The sequence below is a fragment of the Vicinamibacterales bacterium genome, assembly GCA_036504215.1.
GTDB lineage: Bacteria > Acidobacteriota > Vicinamibacteria > Vicinamibacterales > Fen-181 > FEN-299.
The window spans coordinates 31924-49683 of sequence record DASXVO010000059.1 but is presented as its reverse complement, the minus strand read 5'-3'; the positions used below and the strand labels follow the sequence as shown (position 1 = coordinate 49683).

The following is a 17760-nucleotide window of genomic DNA, read 5'->3' as shown; positions in this document are numbered from 1 at the left end:
CCGTCGTCCTTGAGGATTCGACGATCAATTTCCTGAACACCGCTCTCTGAAACGCCTCGAGCGAGACCTTCACTTATGCGACCCGAAGTTGAGGTCCGGGAACGCGAAGAGGTCCGAATGGTTGCTGATCGTCTGCTTCGCGATGCCGGCGCCCTCGTCCATGAGCGGCACGCCGGCACCGGGGACGACCAGGTCCAAGCTGTCGGTGACGACGCGGACATGGCTCCGGCGATGCGACCCGCGCCGGCGCGGATTCAGCGAACAGCAGCACCGCGAAGACCAGGACCGGAACGACGGTTCTCAAGGCAGATTCCTCGCGCGGTCCGCTGTCCGGCCGCGGGCCGCGGTTCTTCGGTTAGACGTTGTGCCGATACGAACGCTGAAAGCCGCCCAGGGGCGGTGCCGTGGTCGATGCGGGGCGGGCGGACGTGAACGTTGCCAGCGCACCGTGAACGTTCACGGTGCCGCATATCATACGGATGAGCCGTCTCGCTGTCAACGGCCGTGTGCACGGCTGTCGTGCACGGCTGTCGTGCACGGCTGCCGGAGACGGAGGTCACCGGTCACACGTGACCGGCGTCGGCCCCGACCTTTTCCGGAGTCGACTCGTATGCCGTCGCCACCTGAGTGATCCCCAGCGTGGGCGACACCTCCTCAGACCCGCCCCGGCAGCGCATCTCGAGCAGGGTGGGGGTGCGATCCGCCTGGCTCACGACCACGAGGGGCCCCGCCTGCCCGGCCGCCAACGATCGCTCTGTCACGCACCGGGGGGAAAGGTGGTGAGAAACACCGCCTCGTCAGGGGGGAATGCTCGTGAGAAATCCGTCAGGCAGGGGTCCCTAAATCGTGATTACCGCCATTTACAGCGGCGTGGTGGGGGCGACCCCGGCGACGACGGAACGCCCGTTCGTCCGTCGTCCGGGAGCAAGGTGGCTCGGCGCTCGGCGAGGGTCAAGGCTCTTCGCTCCGCTCCGACCTTGCTGGCGCAGGGCCTACCGGGCCCTGACCGCAACCTCGACGCCGGACCCAGAGATCCATAGGACGACGGACGAGATGTCACCCATGTAACCGGTCTGATTTGTCACCCATCTTTCCGGTTGCACATGGTGGCGAAGGACGCGGGACCACTCGAATAGGGATGCTGGAGCGCTTCTGCCCAGGGGCTCAGGTCGCATCGCTCAGGTCCGGGTCGATATCGTCGTCCCATACGCGTGGGAGGAGGACGCGCATCTGCCGAGCGATGCGCTCGATGTCCGTCGCGCGTCTTGCGGAGTGCGTCCAGGACCGCTCGAAGTGTAGCGCTCGTGTCCGTCCCGATTCGCGCCTGCAGCCGGCTCCAGCTCACGTCGTCCAGGGACTGGAGCGCGGCCGCGAGGATGTGGCGGATGCTGTGCCGGTTCGAGCCGTTCGTTGCGCCATGGGGCGGTTCTTCTGCGGGCGCGCCTGCATCTTCCGCATCGTTTGCCTCTCCAGGTCTATCCACAGGCGCGGTGATTCTGCCCGCGCCTCAGGGGCGACGATGGTGAAGGTCGGTAGAAACTCAGTTGGGGTTGCACGAAGCGGTATGATGCGGCCATGCGACGCGCGGATGTCATCGCCTTGGTTTCAGCCCGCCGGGACGAGATCGTCCAACGCTTCGGCGTGAGCTCGCTATCGCTGTTCGGATCGGTGGCTCGCGACGAGGCTGGACCCGACAGCGACGTCGATGTCCTCGTCGAATTCGAGGGGCCGACGACCTTCGACCGCCACATGGGCTTGCTCATCTTCCTCGAGGATCTCCTCGGTCGCCGGGTGGATGTTCTGACGGCGAAAGGGATCAAGCCCCGTCTCCGTCCGCTCATCGACCAGGATCTTGTCCGTGTCGCGTGATGCCCAGCTCTACATCGCGGATGTCGTCGCGGCGGGCGAAGCCATCCTCCGCTACACCGACGACGTGACGTTCCAGGTCTTCGCTGCCAACGACGAGAAGCGCGCCGCCGTGGAGCGCCAGCGGTTCATCATTGGCGAGGGGGCGGCCCGTCTGCCGGACGAGTGGAAGCGGCGCCTGCCGGAGGTTCCATGGCGCAAGATCGTGGGATTGCGGAACCTGCTGGCGCACGGCTGCTGGACGATTGACGCCGAGGAACTGTGGGACGTCGCGCGGAACAAGGTGCCGGAGTTCCTGGCTGCGCTCCGGCCATTGCTCTGACTGGTCGCCGTCCGGCGCTCGTTCGGCCGGCGTCCCTTCCAAGCGTCCTGTCCTGCAGGCATTTCTGCGGCGCCTGGCGGGCCGCGGGCTTGCCAGCCGGCATTCCAAGGTTCTGGAATCTTGAATGCCTCAGCGATCACCTCCCACGAGCAGCGGGTAACCCATCTCGCGTACGGCCCGCCTGAATGCGGCCTCGGATTCGGAAGGAACCACGATAACGGACCCGTCTGCGGTCACAGTGCACAGGCGCTTCGTCCGCCTGTCGCGCGCCAACTCGTAACCGACCTCCGAGTCGGCGCACTCGATCAGCAGGGCATGGCTGGTGATCGACAGCATCGCGGCACGGTGTGCCATGTCCTCGAAGAACGCGCGGGCACCCGCGGGCAGACCTCCCTCGCAGGCGTCCTCCAGGAAGCCGGCCAGATCCCCGAGACGATGCCCCTTCTCGACCGCTGCCGCGACCAAGGTGGGCTCGAGCGCGAAGCCGCCGGCACCGCGTCTGCAGAACGTGGAGAGGAAGGCCTCGTCTCGAGCGTCGAAGTCACCATCGGTCGGAACCACGTGAAGATTCGGGAGAATCTTCAGGCGGCCGGCCGACGCCGTTGGAGGTGCTGCGACGTCGTCCACGAGGCCGAGCACGAACGCCCCAAGCCGTGTCAGGCGAATGCAGGAGAGCCCGTCGTAGCGGCTCAGAAATGCGAGGTCGTCCGTGCCCCACATCGACCGGAAGTCCGGTCGTGCATCCTCGGGAGTCGTGCACGCGACGTCCACGACGCCGAGGGTGGCCGCGTACTCCAACAGGAACGCCATCATGTAACGTTCCTGAAGCACGTCCCACCCGCCGTTTCCGTCGTATCCCAGGCTGCCGTAGTTCCTGTCCGAGATGTACAGATCCCAGGGATTGTGAACGACATCGAACCCATTGCCCGATGCCCGCATGTGACGGGAGAGTTCGCCTATCGTGATCCAGGCGCCAACGGGACACTCGGTCAACGCGTCCACAATGGCCTCGCGTCGGCCGGCGACAGCGGTCAGGCGCTTGCGATCGCTCTGCCCCTTGATGGCCTCGATGCGGGAGAGCTCGTCGAAGATCGAGTTCGCGATCCACTTCTTCCAGGCGTGCTGGAGGATCTGCGCCGGCGCCTGCGAGAGAGCGCGACGGCCGGCGGCTGTGAGCGCGAGTTTCGATCCGGCGGCCGACGCAAGGCCGGCGGCCTGGACGATGAGGGGCCAGGCATAAGCTCTGATCGGCCCGATGTCGGTGTGCCACCGGCTCGTCCGCTCGGCAGCCACATAGAAGTCGCCGCCGACGAGGACCTCGCGCACGGCATCAACGCCCTTCTGCGCCGGGCGGCGCGTTTGGGCACTGACCGGCACACCGCCGCGGTCCACCAGTTGCAGCACGCTGAAGATCTCGCGCACGGCCGCGTCTTCGGTCTCCGCCACGACAAGAGTAAGTTCGGCGCGAACCGGCACGGGTTCCGGGATCGATGCGAGCGTTTCCTCGCGAGGGGGAGGCACGAAGGCGCGCAGGCGGATCGACAGATCTTCCGGAAGGAACTGGGCGCGCCCCTGGCCGCGGACGGCCCCGGGCATCACGAAGAGCCCGAGGAGTTTCACCTTGCCCCCGGCCCGCTCAAATGAGGGCCACTCTGGCAGCGACCCGTACTTCGCGCGAAAGCGGGCGAGATCGAGGATGCGATCCGGATCGTACAAGGTCTCGGCAACCGCGGCTCGCTCGATCTCGGTCAGGCGCGCGTGGAGATCCGCCAAGGCGCGCGTGCCTTCGCCGCCGAGCATGACCTCGGCGACGGCGGCCGCCAGATCCACCTTTCTTGTAGGGCCGGCGATGTTCAGCGCACGGGCGAACTCACGAAGCCGGTCCGCGTTGTAGCAGTCCTCGAGCGCTTCGCGAAGCGTGGCCGGGCGGCCCCCCAGGTTCGGAACGAAGGTCTGGTTGCTCATCGCCGTCTACTCGTCCTCTTCTCTGCTGGCGCGATGGCCCGACCAACGTCGGTAGGCCTCGATCCACTCCGCGCCGTCGGGTGACGGGTTGGGAATCGGCAGGTCGAGAATCCCGATCCGCTGGCGTGAACGTCCACGCCTGCAGACGGCGACGATGCGCTCGTCATCCGTCAAGTCGACACGTTCGACGATGACAGCCGTATCGAGCACGTTCGTCGCGAACGGCACCGCGAGGTGATCCTCCAGCATCGTGAAGAACCCGACCGTCTGTTCGGACTCGCCGTAGGCATCGACGATCGCTTCCTCGATCAGGCGGTCGAGGACAGCCGTAGGCCACGTGCGGGGATGTGGTTTCCGAGCGCATCCCGCGTTGGGCGATCCTGCCATGCGTCGCTCCTCCGAGATTCCACCCAACCGACCACTGACGTCGCTGCCGCTTCACTGGTCGGCTCGCCACCAATCGCGCCTCCAGCCACGAACTACTCACATCTTGTCTGGAACCCAGGGACTTCGCGCGCGGACGGCGTCGACCAGGAATCGGACACCCTGGTTGTCCGATGGGTTGAGCCAGAGCATCCGAACGAAGACACGTTCGGCTTCGTCGAATCGGCGTAGGCGCCAACAGCAGAGTCCGAATCCGTGAAGGCAGCGAAGGAAGGGCCGGTTGTCGATGACGCCCCACGGCAAAACACCGTCGAAGCCGGAGGGCAACGACAACTCACCGATCTGCACGCCCACTTCGTAGTGACGAATCGCCAATTCGGGGTCGTGCTCGAATGCCAGGTTGCCGAGATGCGCATGAGCGTCGAGGCAGCGCAGGTCGGCCTGGAACAGTCCCATCAGTATTCTCAGCGCACCGCGAACGTCGCCGGCGTCTTTGAGATCGTTCGATTCGGTGATCGGGTCGGACTCTGGGTCCTCGGGGTCGGTGCCCGGCAGCACCTGCTCCATCTCGAATTCGCGTCTCTCGCCACGAGCGATGATCGGTTTCGCCCACTCGTCGAGCGGTTCATCCGGCTCGCCCCAGTACTGCTCGCACGGATCCCACACGCCCTCGTCATTCAACTTCAGGGGCACGAGGTCGAGCGCGGATACCTCCAGCCGCGCCGACTGCACTTCGCCCGAAAGATATGGCTGTCCGGCGTAGCTCCATTGCTTGCGCGGCTTCACGACGACGATTTCGCCGGGCACGACGTCCCACAGCTTAGTGGCGCGGAGGGTGATGGCACGCCGGGTCCCAAGCAGCAGACAACGCGCGGCCGTCTCCTTCACCGAGAGGAGAACGAGTTCGACAGGGCCGGTCAACTGGAGGTCCCGCGCCGTGGCCTTGTGCTGGCGAGCGGCGCCAACACTGAGGGTTTCTGGGTGGAAGGGCTCGAGCCCCAGCCATCGGCGATAGGCAGCGAGCCCGTCTCCACCCGCGCTGCCAGGTAGAAGGACGACATCACAAGCCGCCACGACATGCGTGGTCTGGTCCGACCGGCGATATCGCGCCGTCAAGCCGCGGCGAGGATTGCCGTCGTAGCAGAGCTCCACGACCGAGATAGGCTCGCCGATCACGAAGCCATCGCATGGCAACGCGACCCGTTCATTCAAGAAGCCGTGCCACGCTCGGAACCCGTCGTCGTCGGTTTGAGCAGTTCTGACGACTTCCTGGATGTCGTTGTCTGGCGACCTGTGGTCGGGATCGGTGATGCGTCGAGTCAAAAGGTCCTGCCTCCGGTTCCGCCGATCCTACTCGCCATCGGTATCGTCGTGCGACAGACCACCGACCCGTTCAGGACTGCGTGGACCGCGGTCGACGACAAAGTGGAGGCGCCGGCGGCACTCCGTAGACCCTCGGCCGTCCGGTGCCAGCGTGTCTCATTCGTGTCTCACCAGGGCGCCGAGAGTCCACTTGCACGACCGGCAAGGCGAAGAGCATCAACAACTTGAGGGAGTTGACGCCGCGCCCGATGACGTGGTGTCAGGGCGGACGCACAGCCTGCCCTTTGTCGGTGCCGTAAGTGCCTATATCTAAAGGGATTGTTTTGGCTGGGAGGCAGGGATTTGAACCCCGATAACGTGGTCCAGAGGCAGAAAGCCCGGAGACGCCGGTGACCGATCGTCGCGGTTTTCCTCGGGTTTTCTGCAACGACCTTCGGGCTGGCTGGGGCGAACACGGGCCGTCGCGGGCGCAGTTTGTCAACATCGTGTCAAGATCGGCGCTCCCTTGCTCCGACGAGGTCAAGCTCTTTTCGAGATGACGAAGCCGGGCGACGGTCCCCTCTAGCGCCTCGGACGGCGCCTCCGGTCGGGAGTGGCGTGTCGCGGTAGAGATGCGGAGTTCTGTCGCCGCCGACGCGGCGCCGACTTCGGTCGGTCGCGAAGGACCGTCATGTCCTCGACCTCGATGACGAGGCGTTTGCCCATGGCCCGGAACGCCGTTTCAAGTTGCTCCAGCTTTGACCCGTGGGTCATGGCAAGCAGTCGATCGACCTGGGGAGGGTGCCAGTCGAGCCGTTTCGCGAGCTCTGACTTGCCGATCTTCGCCTCGCGCATCGTCTCGTACAAACGGATCTTCGCCTCGACCAGCGCAGGCACCGTCACTCGGTGTGTCGTCACACACGCCGAGGGAGAGGGAATGCCTCGCCGGTCCCTGATGTAGGCGTCAATCACCGTGGCGAGAGCATCCGGCGCATGCATCAACGCGTCTTCCATGTTGCCGCCGTAGGTATGTGCCTCCGGAAAGTCTGGAAAGCTGACCAAGATCGTGTCGTTGTCGTCTCGCTCCAACTTCACCGGATAGTCCATGGCAACCCCCAACCCGACGCGGCTGTCCACCACCACGCAGCATTCGTCATCGCCCTACTTCAGCTCCAGGTCCTTCTTGATGCTCTTCACCAGGCCGCTGCCCAACTCCTTGTGCTTGCCGTGCATCGGCAGGATGGACATCTTGTTGCCGTGCCGCACGATCAAGTGCCCGCCGTGACCCGGTTCGAACGCGCAGCCCTGCCTTCCAAGCCAGCGCTTGAATTCCTGGCTCGTCATCAGGATCAGCTTACAACAGATCTGTTGTATGAAGCAACAGATCTGTTGTCGCGTCCTCACGCCCTCAGCGGTCGCCGGGGCAGGGTGTGCACGCGCCCAAAGGGACCGCTCCGTCGTCAGTCGGGGAAGCGGTTGACGAGGGTTTGCGGTTCAGCGACCGGCTCAGGTCCGAGTGCCCGAACGATAGATGCGGCGACCCGCTCGCCGATACCGTCGACGTTCGCCAGCCCCTCGAAGCCCGCGGCCATCACCGCTGCGACGCTACCGAACGAGTCGAGCAGTGCTTGCGCGCGCGCAGGACCGACATTGGGTAGACCCTGCAGGATGAACGATGAACGTCGCCGCCAGCCCTTCGGCCGATACCCTGGCCGCGCATACCCGAGGCTTGAGCTGCGCGCCAGTTGACGGCCCGCAGCGACAATCATCTCGGCACTCTCGTGGGGACACCCTGTCATGAGGATCGGAACCCCGAAGATCACCGCGACGCTGACCAGTGCGCCACGGACGGCGTGCCAAGGCACGCCGGATGGCGTCGTCTGCGGCAGGAGGCCTTCAACGAGCAGGACCGGACGGTCCGCGAGCCGCCGTAGCCTGGACATTTGTCGGAAGAGCCTGCCGTCGATGATCGACCGCCCCAGATCGTCGGCTGTCTTGCGTTCGAACGACACTTGCCCTGCTATGGAGTAGTCCCCGAATTCCAGCGTTGCGAGAGTCATCGCGACGTCGGACCGAGACTCGAGAGCGGCGAACGTCTCGGACGGCCGTTCGCGAACATCCGCGACAATATCGACAATGATCTCCCGCGCCGGCGCCCCCTCGGCACAGGCTGTGTCTGAATTGCTCACCCCTCCTCCCCTCACGACCCTTGAGTAGATGCCGTGGATCGATGTCATCGACGACGATGCCATCGTCGGCAAAACTGCGTCAACTGTGCTGGGGTTGTGGCCTTGAGGCGGAAACACCACATCGGTGGCGACGACCTGTGTTGTTTCGTCTTGCCGGCGGCACCGGGCGCCCAGGCCCGGGATGGTTGTCGTAGCAGAACTCCACCGCCGAGATAGGCCTGCCAATCACGAAGGCCGCAGGGCAAGGCGAGACGTTCGTTTGAACGCGCGCTGCCACGCACCGACCGCTTCGGTCGTCGGTTCGGGCGCTGCTGGCGAAGTGCTGGATGTCATTGTCCAGTGACGCTTGGTCGGGAACGGGGACGTGCCCACCCACACGGTCGTGCCTCCGGTCCTGCCGATCCCGATCGCATGTACCGCAATCGCGCGATGGGACACCGACCCGCTCAGGAAGCGCTGAACCGCCCGTCATCAGACCGTCGTGGCGCGACCTTTTCGTCAACTTCCTGTCTAGATCACCAACCGAGGCTCGGCGAACCAGGCTCGTCGATGTGGCCATAACCCGCTCAACGACAAGGTGTTAGGACGACACCTCCGGGGCGCACGGCAGGCACCCCGATAACGTGGTCAAAACCACAAATTCAGGAAGCCGGACCAATTGGTCGCAAGCGATTGATGTGTAAAGGGTTGTTTGGCCCTTCGACAGGCTCAGGGCCATTCTCCACGGGGACGGCTCGCCATGAGCGAGCGCCCGATGCAGGCGAGTCGAATGGCTGGGAGGCAGGGATTCGAACCCCGATATCGTGGTCCAGAGCCACGAGTCCTACCGTTGAACGACCTCCCAGTACAGGCAAGGCAGGACGCGAATAGACCACCAATTCTATCGAATGGCGCGCGGCTGCGCAAGCCACAGGCGCGTTCTTGCGTTCACTATCTCACATTCGGCGGTCAGGCCGGCCGGGGGGCGGCGGCCTGATCGCGCGGCGCCGCCAGAAAGCGCTCGAGCTTCTCGAGCCGCGCCACGGCGCGTTCCCGGCCAACCAGCGAGACGACGTCGAAGACGCCGGGGCTGACGCCCTGGCCCGTCACGGCAATTCGCGTGGCGTGAATGAGTGTGGCCGCCTTCACGCCCCGCGACTCCGCGAGCGCGCGCAGCGCCGATTCAATCGCGGCCGGCGTGAACGGATCGATCGCGGCGACAACCGCGCGCCACGCGGCGAGGTGCTCGCCCACTCCTGCCACGCCCAGGTGCTTCTTCACCGCCGCCTCGTCGTAGGTCGCCGGATCGGCAAAGAAGTAGCGTCCCTGGTCGGCGAGGTCGCGGATCTTCCGCGCGCGGGGCTTCAACACCTCGACCACCTGATGGAACCACTCTCGCCGCGCGCCGCGGACGTCGTCGTCCCACAGGCCGGCTTCGCGCAGCATCGGCTCGAGACGGTTCGTCAGCTCGTCGCCGCCGAGACGCGCGAGATGCTGGCTGTTGAACCACTCGAGCTTCTCCGGGTTGAACACGGCGTTGCTCGACGCAATTCCTTCGAGCGAGAAATCGCGGACGAGTTCCTCGCGCGTGAACAACTCGCGGTCGTTGCCCGGCGACCAGCCCAGCAGCGCGAGGAAGTTGAACATCGCCTCGGGCAGGAACCCCTGGCGCTCGTACTCCATCACCGACGTGGCGCCGTGGCGCTTGCTGAGCCGGCGCTTGTCGGGGCCGAGGATGAGCGGGACGTGCGCGAAGCGCGGCACCGGCGCGCCGAGCGCCTCGTAGAGCAGCACCTGCTTGGGCGTGTTCGAGATGTGATCGTCGCCGCGGACGACGTCCGTGATCCGCATGTCGATGTCGTCCACGACGACCGACAGGTGGTAGGTCGGCTGCTGATCCGAACGCAGGACGACGAAGTCCTCGATGACGCTGTTCTCGAACTCGATCCGCCCGTGCACCACATCGTCGAACGCGGTGGCGCCGGCAGGCATGCGGAAACGAACGGCGCGCGTTGCCCCGGCCGCCTCGCGTCGCGCGATTTCGTCCGCGGAGAGGTTTGCGCAGGTGCGGTCGTAGCTCCACGACTGGCCAGCCTGATCGGCCGCCTCGCGCCGGGCCTTGATCTCGTCGGGATTGCAGTAGCAGTAGTACGCCTTGCCGGAGGCGACGAGCGCGGCCGCGGCGGCGCGGTAACGATCGAGACGCTCGGACTGGAAGTAGGGAGCGTGTGCGCCGCCGACCTCGGGGCCCTCGTCCCAGTCGAGGCCGAGCCACCTCATCCCGTCGAGGATCCCCGCGACCATCTCCTCCGAGGATCGTTCGACATCAGTGTCCTCGATGCGCAGAACGAAGATGCCGCCCGTGTGCCGCGCATAGAGCCAGTTGAAGAGCGCCGTGCGGGCGCCGCCCACGTGCAGGTAGCCAGTCGGCGACGGCGCAAAGCGAACGCGAGGGGAAGACATGGGACAGGATTCTGTTGAAGGGGTCCGCGATCGCCGCTTCGCGGCTATGGCGAGACAGCCTTCGCTTGCGGTGAGTTATGGATGACGCGCGCCTTCTGGCAACAACGGCCTTGGGTTCCACCAGTTCCGGGGTCACTGTCGTTCCCGGCAGTGGCCCCGCGCCCTCTCTATTCTACCGGAGTCGTGGAGACATTCCATCGGTGGCCAGCGTCAGCCGTGGGCCGCGACATCAGAACCGGTATCGGGCCTGAAACTGAAACTGGCGCGCCGGACCCGCCACGGTCGGCTGGTAGGCCAGGGTGCCAGTCTCGTCGGGCCGAACGCCGCTCGCGCCGAAGTTGAAGAAGCCGGAGAAATTGACCGTGTTCAGGACGTTGAACACGTCCGCGCGCAGTTCAATCGCGCCGCGGGTCGTGTGGAATTCCCGAACGATGCCGAGGTCGAGTTGACGGAAGCCCGACGTTCTCAGGGTGTTCCGACGCGCACCGGCGGGCCGGTCGTTGAAGATCGTGTCGCCGTTGTTGTCCACGCCGGTGAGCGGATTGAGAGGCTGGCCGCTCGACACGAACAGGACGGGGGCGAGATCGATACGCAGCGGGAGGCGGACGATCGCGTTGAGCGCGAGCACGTGTCGCCGGTCGTTCAGGCTCGCCCCCCACTCGGCGTCGGGACGACGGCTATCCACCGGACGGAAGTTGATGTCGTCGGTGTTGTTCAGGGTCCGCGAGAGGGTGTACGCGAGGTCGAGCGCGATTCCGTGCGAGTATCGCTTGCGCAGGTTGATGTACACGCCGTCGAATCGGCTTCGTCCCGACGACTGATCCTGCTCGATCAGTCGGAATCCGCCCGGCGCGGGCGCGACCGGCCGTGTCGCGTCGGCCTCGGCCACCGTTCGGATCGCACCACCGGGCGGCGACGTCGGCGCATTGATGTCGATGCGGCGGATCAGGTTGTGGCCACTGTTGTGCACGTAGTCGACCGACAACGCCGCGTCCCAGGCGAGCGTCACGACGTACCCGATCGAGAACTGCGCGTTCCACGGACTCTTCAGGTTGGGGTCGAACACCTGCACATTGCGGGGCGGCAACTGGCTGACCGGGATGTTCGACAGCGCGCCGGGCGGAAGCGTCGCCGGAAACCGCGGCGGAGCGAACGGCGTTCCCGGCGCGAACGTCACATCGATCGCGCCCGCAGCCGGACTGTTGAAGACCGTGTCGGAGTAGACAGCAAACGGAATCCGCTCGTAGAAGATCCCGAACCCGCCGCGAACCTGGTGGCGCTGGCTGCCCCCGGGCGTCCAGCTGAACCCCGTTCGGGGCGCCACGTTGTTGAGGTCGGGCCGCCCGACGGGCGTATTGGTCACCGAGTCGTAGTCCCACCGCGCGCCAAGCGTGAGCGTCAAGTCAGCCGCCGCGCGGATCGAGTCTTCGACGAACGCCCCGACCAGTGTCTGCGTTCGTATCACCTCCGGGTTCACGAACGACTGCGAATACGACAACACCATGACGTCGCGCGGCACATCGGATACCGACAGGAACGGCCCCGAGGGCACGACCGTTCGACCTGCCAAGTCGACGACGTAGGCACCGCGCGCACCGGGGCCCGACCGGATGTCGAAGGCGCCCCGCAGCAGATCTGCACCGGCCTCGAGGCTGTGGCGCCCGGCGACGTGGCTGAATACGTCGCGGACCTGGAGATCGCTCTCGGTCCAGAAGAAGTCGTTGCTGACGGCTCCGATCACGGCGAGCGTCGCGCCACGGTCGGTGACGATGGCCCTCGGACCGGGATCCAGCGACCGCCAGTTTGCACGGAGTTGGCCGACCTGGAGCCCGAGCTCGTTGAGGCTCTGACGGCCCACGATCGAGCGGTGGGTCAAGGCCGCGTACTGGTTCCGGTAGTTCACCTGCAAGCCTGCCGACGGTAGCGTGAGGCCGCCGATGAACCCGGCGTCCTGATCGTGGGTGTAGTCGCTGAACAGGTACCTGACCGAGGTGGATTGGCGCTCGTTCCACCGCTGGTCCAGCTTGGTCATCGCCTCCAGGTTGTGGAAGCTGGTCGGGGCGAGGCCCGCAGACAACGGCGACGTCAGGATCGCATCCTGCTCTTCTCGCGTGACCTCTGCGTTGACGAAGAAGAACGTGCGATCGGTGACGACCCGGCCGCCCAGCGTGCCCCCTGCCTGGGTTCGCCGGAAACTGTCCGGAAGCACCTGTTTGTCGCTGCCTCGTGGTGCGAAGTAGTTGGGGGCGTCGAGGACGTTCCCGGGCCGCACCGTGAGGAACGCGTCGCCGCTGGTCAGGTTGGCGCCGCTCTTGGTCGTCACGGCGAACACGCCGTTGCCTGTGCGGCCGTACTCGGTCGAGTACGAGTTCACGAGAATTGCGAGATTCTGGGTCGAAGCGACCGTCACCGGAACTTTCGGCCCGCCCAGGAACAGATCGGTGTTGTCGAACCCGTCGACCGCGTAGTTGGTGACGAGCGACGAGGATCCGTTGATCGTGAGCCGGGGCGCGAGGTTGTAGAACCCCCGCGCCGGCGCTGCGCCCGGCACCAGATAGGCGAGGCTGACCAGGTCGCGCCCGTTCGTCGGCACCTGCTCGATCCGGGCCTGCGTCAGCGACCCGCCCAGTTCGGGCGTGGTCGTGCGGGCGATGGCCGCGTCCGGCGTCACATTCACCGACGCGGTGACCCCGGCGGGCTCGAGCCGGAGGTCCGTGACCCGACGTTCGCCGGCTGCCAGCGACTGCACGAGTTGACGGGATGGCCGAAACCCTGCGATTGCAGCCTGGAGTTCATAGAACTCGGCGGGCGGCAACCCGAGCACCGTGAACGATCCGGCGGCATCGGTCGTGGTGGCTCGGGCTTGGTCCGTTCGCACGTTGCGGACGGTCACCGACACGCCGGGGACCACGGCGCCGCTCGTGTCCCGGACCACCCCCTCCACCGAGGCGGAGCCCTGCGCCATCGCGGGCGCTGGTGGCAACGCCAGCAGGCTTCCAAGCGACAATACGACGATCCAACGCGCTCGTCTCATCGGGACTCTCCCAGCTTTCAAATCGCAATGTCAGTCGGTCACGATTCGTGGCGGCTGACTCATCGGGCCACGTCGTTGAGCGACCAGTCATAGTCCAGGAACCGAATCTTCACGCCTGGAGTCCGAGCCAGCGCCGATGCCCGCGCCGGTCCGTACGTCGTGATGACGGCGACGATGGCGGACTCCTTGGCGTCGCGTCCCGCCGGACCCAGCCGGGCGAACCGGTCCACGAAGTCCGCTCCGTACCATTTCAGAATCGAGGTTACAGCGAGCGTCGAGTGCTCCACGGCGGCGCCTTGCGGACTTCCGAGATACGTCCGTGCCGCCTCGTCCAGTTGGGCCTCCAGTTGGGCGGCGAGATAGGCACTCGACCGCAACGGCGGGCAGCCTAGCGATGCGCAGTTGATCGCGAAGTGAATCCGCGGCTCCCTGTAGACGGGACGCAGGATGCGGTGCTCGATGTCGTCCAGAGTCAGATCGCGTCCGGCGACCCGCCACGTCAACTTGGACCACACGCCGTCAATCTGGCGGATGCTGTTGCGCGGGTACAGGCTCAGCCAGCCACCCCGGATGGGATAGTGGTCGAGGACGGCGCGAAGCGTGAAGAAGTTGTAGGTGTTGATCCAGAAGGCCAGGCGCTGATCCAGCGTCCACGCCTTCTCGCTGTCTGGTGCGACCTCTCCGAACGCGCGCGCGACCGCGGACAGTGCTGCCCGCTCCGCCGCGAGGGATCGATAGTCGACCCTGCCGTCCCGCACGTAGGCCGCCAGGAGCCGTCCGTAACCCGTGTACTCGTGATCGAACGGTTCCGCGGCGATCCCCGGTTGCGACCACGACACCAGTGCGGTCGCGACCGCCAGAAGGCCCGCCACGGCCGGCCATCGCCTCGACGTGTGACGTCTGAACCTCATGTCCACATCAGTCCGCACGCGACCCGAAACGTTACGCGCGCTCTGCGGGCGGCGGGGTGTGGTCTCGCCGGCAACGCGGCCCCGAAGTCGGTGGCCCGTGTAACGCTCGTCGAACCCGCGAGACTCCATGGCGAGCGTGCAGAGTGGAGAGCAACGGCCCGGCCGAACTCGATCAGCAGCCGGACCGCTCCCGCTGGGAATGACCCCATGCCGCCAGCTCGTGGAACGAGCAGGAGATACGAACATGTCACTCAAGAACGCCGCCGTTGCCGCCTTCGTCGTCTTCGCAATCGGTGCACAGGCCCCCGCGGTGCGGGCGGCCGACAACAGCTTCGCCGGAACCCGCGTGTCGGTGTCGTCCGGCAAGTCGTTCGAGCAGGTCGTCGAAGCGTTGAAGTCTCTCGTCGCCAGGAACGGCATGATGGTGATGGCCGAAGTCGACCAGGGAAAGATGCTCTCCATGACGGGCCTGAGCCTCAAGGCCACGCTCTTTCTCGTCGGCAACCCGACGGTCGGCAAGCAGATCTTCGAGCAGGAGCACGCTGCCGGCCTGTATATCCCGCTGAGGGTGTTCGTGTTCGCCGATGCGAACGGGCGGACATTCGTGGAGTACGACAAGCCTTCGTCGCTGCTCGGACAGTACAAGAACGACAAGGTGGCGATGGTGGCGGACATGCTCGACAAGAAGCTGGAAGGCCTGGCCACGATGGCCGCGCAGTAGGTCCGGGCCGTTGCGAGAAGGGACACCCGTGCGACGAACACAGCGGGGAGCCTGACGCTCCCCGCTCCGGAGGCTGATATGAGTCGCGAGGTCTACAAACCGCTCGTTCTGAGACTCGTGCTGGCCGGGATCGCCGCGGTCGGCCCTACCGCGTTCCCGCTGTCACAGCTGGGATACGGTTCCCTCCATGCGCTCTCGCTCGCCCTCATCCTGCCCGCCGCGGCGGCGCTGGTCGCGGCGTGGGGTGTCCTGGCGTGGCGAGGGTCGTCCGTCCAGGCCGGGCTCCTGGCGCGCGGTGCGCTGTCAGGCGCGCTGGCGACCTTCGCACTCGAAGCCGTGCGATACCCGGGCTTCAGGCTCGGGTTCATGCCCGGCAATCTTCCCCAGTTGATGGGGGTGTTGTTGCTCGATCGGTTCGCTCTGGGCCCTTCGACGGCGTCGAACCTCGCGGGCTTCGCCTATCACTTCTGGAACGGCGCCAGCTTCGGGATCATCTACGCGCTCCTGGCTGGGCGCCGGTCCCCGTGGTGGGCGGTTCCTTACAGCATCACCGTGGGCCTCGGCTTTCTCGCGAGCCCCGTCGTGCTCGCGCTCGGCGTCGGCCCGTTTGGACGTGAGTTCGGCTGGCACTTCGCGGCCACGGTGCTGACAGCGCATGCCGCGTTCGGGCTCGCGCTCACCGCCCTCATGGCTCGGGCGTTCCTTGGCGAGGGGCGGAGTCCGATCCTCTCCGCGCCGAACCGTGGAACGGTGCTCCGTGCGTAGAACCGCTGGTTGGGTCGTCCGCAACGGAAGCGCGCCCCGCATGTCGTACCCGCCATGACGAGAGTCAGCCGACCGGCGTCTGGTGTAGACTGGCGCAGATTCAGGCCGGTCACGCAGATCGATCGACATGGCCACCTCACCAGCCGGTCAACAAACGCGACCAACCGCAGCCGACGGTCTCCCGGGAGATACTGCTGCCGCGACCCGAGATCCCGGCTCCATGGGCGACCAAGCGGCGTCCGCCGAGAACGATCTCGTCAGGCGGTTGCTGGACGGCGACGAGCCCGCATTCGACATCCTCGTGCGGCAGCATCACGGCGCCATGATGCGCGTCGCCAGGGGATTCATCTCGAAGCCCGACGTGGCGGAAGAGGTTGTGCAGGAGACCTGGCTGGCCGTGCTGAAGGGATTGACGGCTTTCGAGGGGCGTTCGTCGCTGAAGACCTGGATCTTCCACATCCTGGCGAACCGGGCGCGATCACGGGCGACGCGCGAGGGGCGGGTCGTTCCATTCGCGGACCTGACGCCAGCGGGGGACGAGGGGCGAGACCCGACCGAGGAATTGCCGTTTACGCCGACGGGGAGCTGGGGTGAGCCGCCGGCGCCGTGGCAGGTCGACACACCGGAAGCGATCGTGCTTCGTCGGGAGGCCGTCGATCAACTTCAAGGCGCCCTGACCGCCTTGCCGCCGGCCCAGCGGACCGTCGTCATCCTCCGGGACCTCGAGGGACTGGACGCCGCCGAGGTCTGTAACATTCTGCAGATCAGCGAGACCAATCAGCGGGTGCTTCTGCACCGGGCGCGAACGCGCCTGCGGAAGGCCCTTGACGGGGTGCTGGGCCATCGGGCCTGAGGGCGACATGTTGAGCTGCCGGGAAGTAACGTCGCTGGCCACGGAGTATGCGGAGCGCGGCCTGCCCTGGACCACGCGGCTGCAGGTGCGCCTGCACCTCGCGATGTGCTGGATGTGCCGTCGGTATTACCAGCAACTCGCGCTCACGTCCCGCGTGCTGCATCAGCTCTCGGGAGGTGACGCGCCCGTTCAGACGCCTGAATCGCTTCACCAGGTCTTCCGGCAATGGAAGGCGGAGCGGCCCAACCGTCCCTCGGACCATCAGCAGTAGTCCTGGAGCGCGGCAGACGGGCCGAGTGGCCAGACTTGGCTCACCCCGGCCGACGTCTCGGGTGGACCGACGGACTCATTGCGAAGCCAGAAGCCCGGGAGGGATGGATGCTCGATGAACGCGTCCGGGCGGTGCTGCCGCGAACGGTGAGCCACCTCGTTCGCCTGCTCGTGCGAGCGGGAGTGACGCCGAACGCCATCTCCTTCGGGGCATGCGTCGTCGCCGTCGCCGCGGCCGGCCTCGTCGCGTCGGCGCATCCGCTGGCGGGAGTCATCGTCTGGCTGTCGAGCCGACTCGCCGACGGCCTCGACGGCATCGTGGCTCGAGAGACAGGTTCTGTCAGCGCCTTCGGAGGCTACCTCGATATCACTCTCGACATGGCGGCCTACTCGGCCATGGTCGTGGGGTTTGCCATTGCAAACCCGGACCTCGGCGTGGTGTGGTCGGCAATCCTGGCGGGCTACGTCCTCGCCATCACGACCACCCTGGCGCTATCGGGCGCCGCCACCACTGCCGGGCGCCGAGCCAGCGAAACAAACCGGACGTTTCAATTCACGACCAGTCTCGCCGAGGCCGGTGAGACATCCATCATGTACGCGCTCTGGGTCGTGCTTCCGCAGTGGCTCGTGTGGCTGGCCTGGGCCTGGTTCTGCATCGTCATGCTCACGGTCGTCCAGCGCACGTGGCTGGCACAACGTCTGCTACGTGAGAACCCCGGACCGTGAGCGTGCGGCA

General features: G+C 66.1%; 17 protein-coding genes and 1 tRNA gene. 7 read left to right on the top strand and 11 right to left on the bottom strand.

What is annotated here, in order from left to right; genetic code table 11:
* Positions 1-69: 69 nt before the first annotated feature.
* Positions 70-198 (bottom strand): hypothetical protein, encoded by a 129-nt coding sequence (locus tag VGK32_17325; protein ID HEY3383529.1) that lies wholly within the window; start codon positions 196-198, stop codon positions 70-72.
* A gap of 1377 nt (positions 199-1575) precedes the next feature.
* Between VGK32_17325 and VGK32_17320 the strand changes: the two genes are divergently transcribed.
* Positions 1576-1869 carry a nucleotidyltransferase family protein gene (locus VGK32_17320; protein ID HEY3383528.1) on the top strand — a complete coding sequence of 98 codons (294 nt, stop codon included), beginning with the start codon at positions 1576-1578 and terminating at the stop codon, positions 1867-1869.
* Complete coding sequence (locus VGK32_17315; GenBank protein ID HEY3383527.1) at positions 1859-2188, top strand: DUF86 domain-containing protein; 330 nt, start codon at positions 1859-1861, stop codon at positions 2186-2188. Before VGK32_17320 ends, VGK32_17315 begins: the two co-directional genes overlap by 11 nt.
* A gap of 129 nt (positions 2189-2317) precedes the next feature.
* Here the strand turns inward: VGK32_17315 and VGK32_17310 are convergent, their stop codons facing one another.
* The 10 genes from VGK32_17310 to VGK32_17265 all read right to left on the bottom strand — a co-directional run bounded on the left by VGK32_17310 (position 2318) and on the right by VGK32_17265 (position 14415).
* On the bottom strand, positions 2318-4153 hold the full coding sequence (locus tag VGK32_17310) for a hypothetical protein (protein HEY3383526.1): 1836 nt from the start codon (positions 4151-4153) through the stop codon (positions 2318-2320).
* Positions 4154-4159: 6 nt separating this feature from the next.
* Positions 4160-4540, bottom strand: a complete 381-nt coding sequence (locus tag VGK32_17305; GenBank protein ID HEY3383525.1) for a calcium-binding protein — start codon at positions 4538-4540, stop codon at positions 4160-4162.
* 96 nt (positions 4541-4636) lie between these two features.
* A complete protein-coding gene (locus tag VGK32_17300) occupies positions 4637-5713 on the bottom strand; it encodes a hypothetical protein (protein ID HEY3383524.1) in 1077 nt (358 codons plus the stop codon).
* A 708-nt stretch (positions 5714-6421) separates the two neighbouring features.
* Complete coding sequence (locus tag VGK32_17295; GenBank protein HEY3383523.1) at positions 6422-6982, bottom strand: type II toxin-antitoxin system HicB family antitoxin; 561 nt, start codon at positions 6980-6982, stop codon at positions 6422-6424.
* An 18-nt stretch (positions 6983-7000) separates the two neighbouring features.
* Complete coding sequence (locus VGK32_17290) at positions 7001-7183, bottom strand: type II toxin-antitoxin system HicA family toxin (protein HEY3383522.1); 183 nt, start codon at positions 7181-7183, stop codon at positions 7001-7003.
* 116 nt (positions 7184-7299) lie between these two features.
* On the bottom strand, positions 7300-8028 hold the full coding sequence (locus VGK32_17285; GenBank protein HEY3383521.1) for an ERCC4 domain-containing protein: 729 nt from the start codon (positions 8026-8028) through the stop codon (positions 7300-7302).
* 770 nt (positions 8029-8798) lie between these two features.
* Positions 8799-8872: transfer RNA gene (locus VGK32_17280), tRNA-Gln, on the bottom strand.
* Positions 8873-8976: 104 nt separating this feature from the next.
* Positions 8977-10470: a glutamate--tRNA ligase gene (gene gltX / locus VGK32_17275; protein HEY3383520.1), complete on the bottom strand. Its 1494-nt coding sequence runs from the start codon at positions 10468-10470 to the stop codon at positions 8977-8979.
* Positions 10471-10699: 229 nt separating this feature from the next.
* The gene (locus VGK32_17270; protein ID HEY3383519.1) at positions 10700-13504 is read right to left on the bottom strand and encodes a TonB-dependent receptor; all 2805 of its coding nucleotides are present in this window, start codon (positions 13502-13504) and stop codon (positions 10700-10702) included.
* A gap of 59 nt (positions 13505-13563) precedes the next feature.
* On the bottom strand, positions 13564-14415 hold the full coding sequence (locus VGK32_17265) for a DUF547 domain-containing protein (protein ID HEY3383518.1): 852 nt from the start codon (positions 14413-14415) through the stop codon (positions 13564-13566).
* 244 nt (positions 14416-14659) lie between these two features.
* On the opposite strand from VGK32_17265, the gene VGK32_17260 reads away from it, so the two are divergent.
* From VGK32_17260 to VGK32_17240, 5 genes are all read left to right on the top strand, one after another.
* The gene (locus VGK32_17260; protein HEY3383517.1) at positions 14660-15136 is read left to right on the top strand and encodes a DUF302 domain-containing protein; all 477 of its coding nucleotides are present in this window, start codon (positions 14660-14662) and stop codon (positions 15134-15136) included.
* A gap of 78 nt (positions 15137-15214) precedes the next feature.
* Positions 15215-15901, top strand: coding sequence for a hypothetical protein (locus VGK32_17255; protein ID HEY3383516.1), 687 nt, complete (start codon positions 15215-15217; stop codon positions 15899-15901).
* 220 nt (positions 15902-16121) lie between these two features.
* Complete coding sequence (locus tag VGK32_17250; protein ID HEY3383515.1) at positions 16122-16754, top strand: sigma-70 family RNA polymerase sigma factor; 633 nt, start codon at positions 16122-16124, stop codon at positions 16752-16754.
* A gap of 7 nt (positions 16755-16761) precedes the next feature.
* Complete coding sequence (locus tag VGK32_17245; protein ID HEY3383514.1) at positions 16762-17025, top strand: zf-HC2 domain-containing protein; 264 nt, start codon at positions 16762-16764, stop codon at positions 17023-17025.
* Between the two features lie 107 nt (positions 17026-17132).
* The gene (locus VGK32_17240) at positions 17133-17750 is read left to right on the top strand and encodes a CDP-alcohol phosphatidyltransferase family protein (protein HEY3383513.1); all 618 of its coding nucleotides are present in this window, start codon (positions 17133-17135) and stop codon (positions 17748-17750) included.
* Positions 17751-17760: the final 10 nt, after the last annotated feature.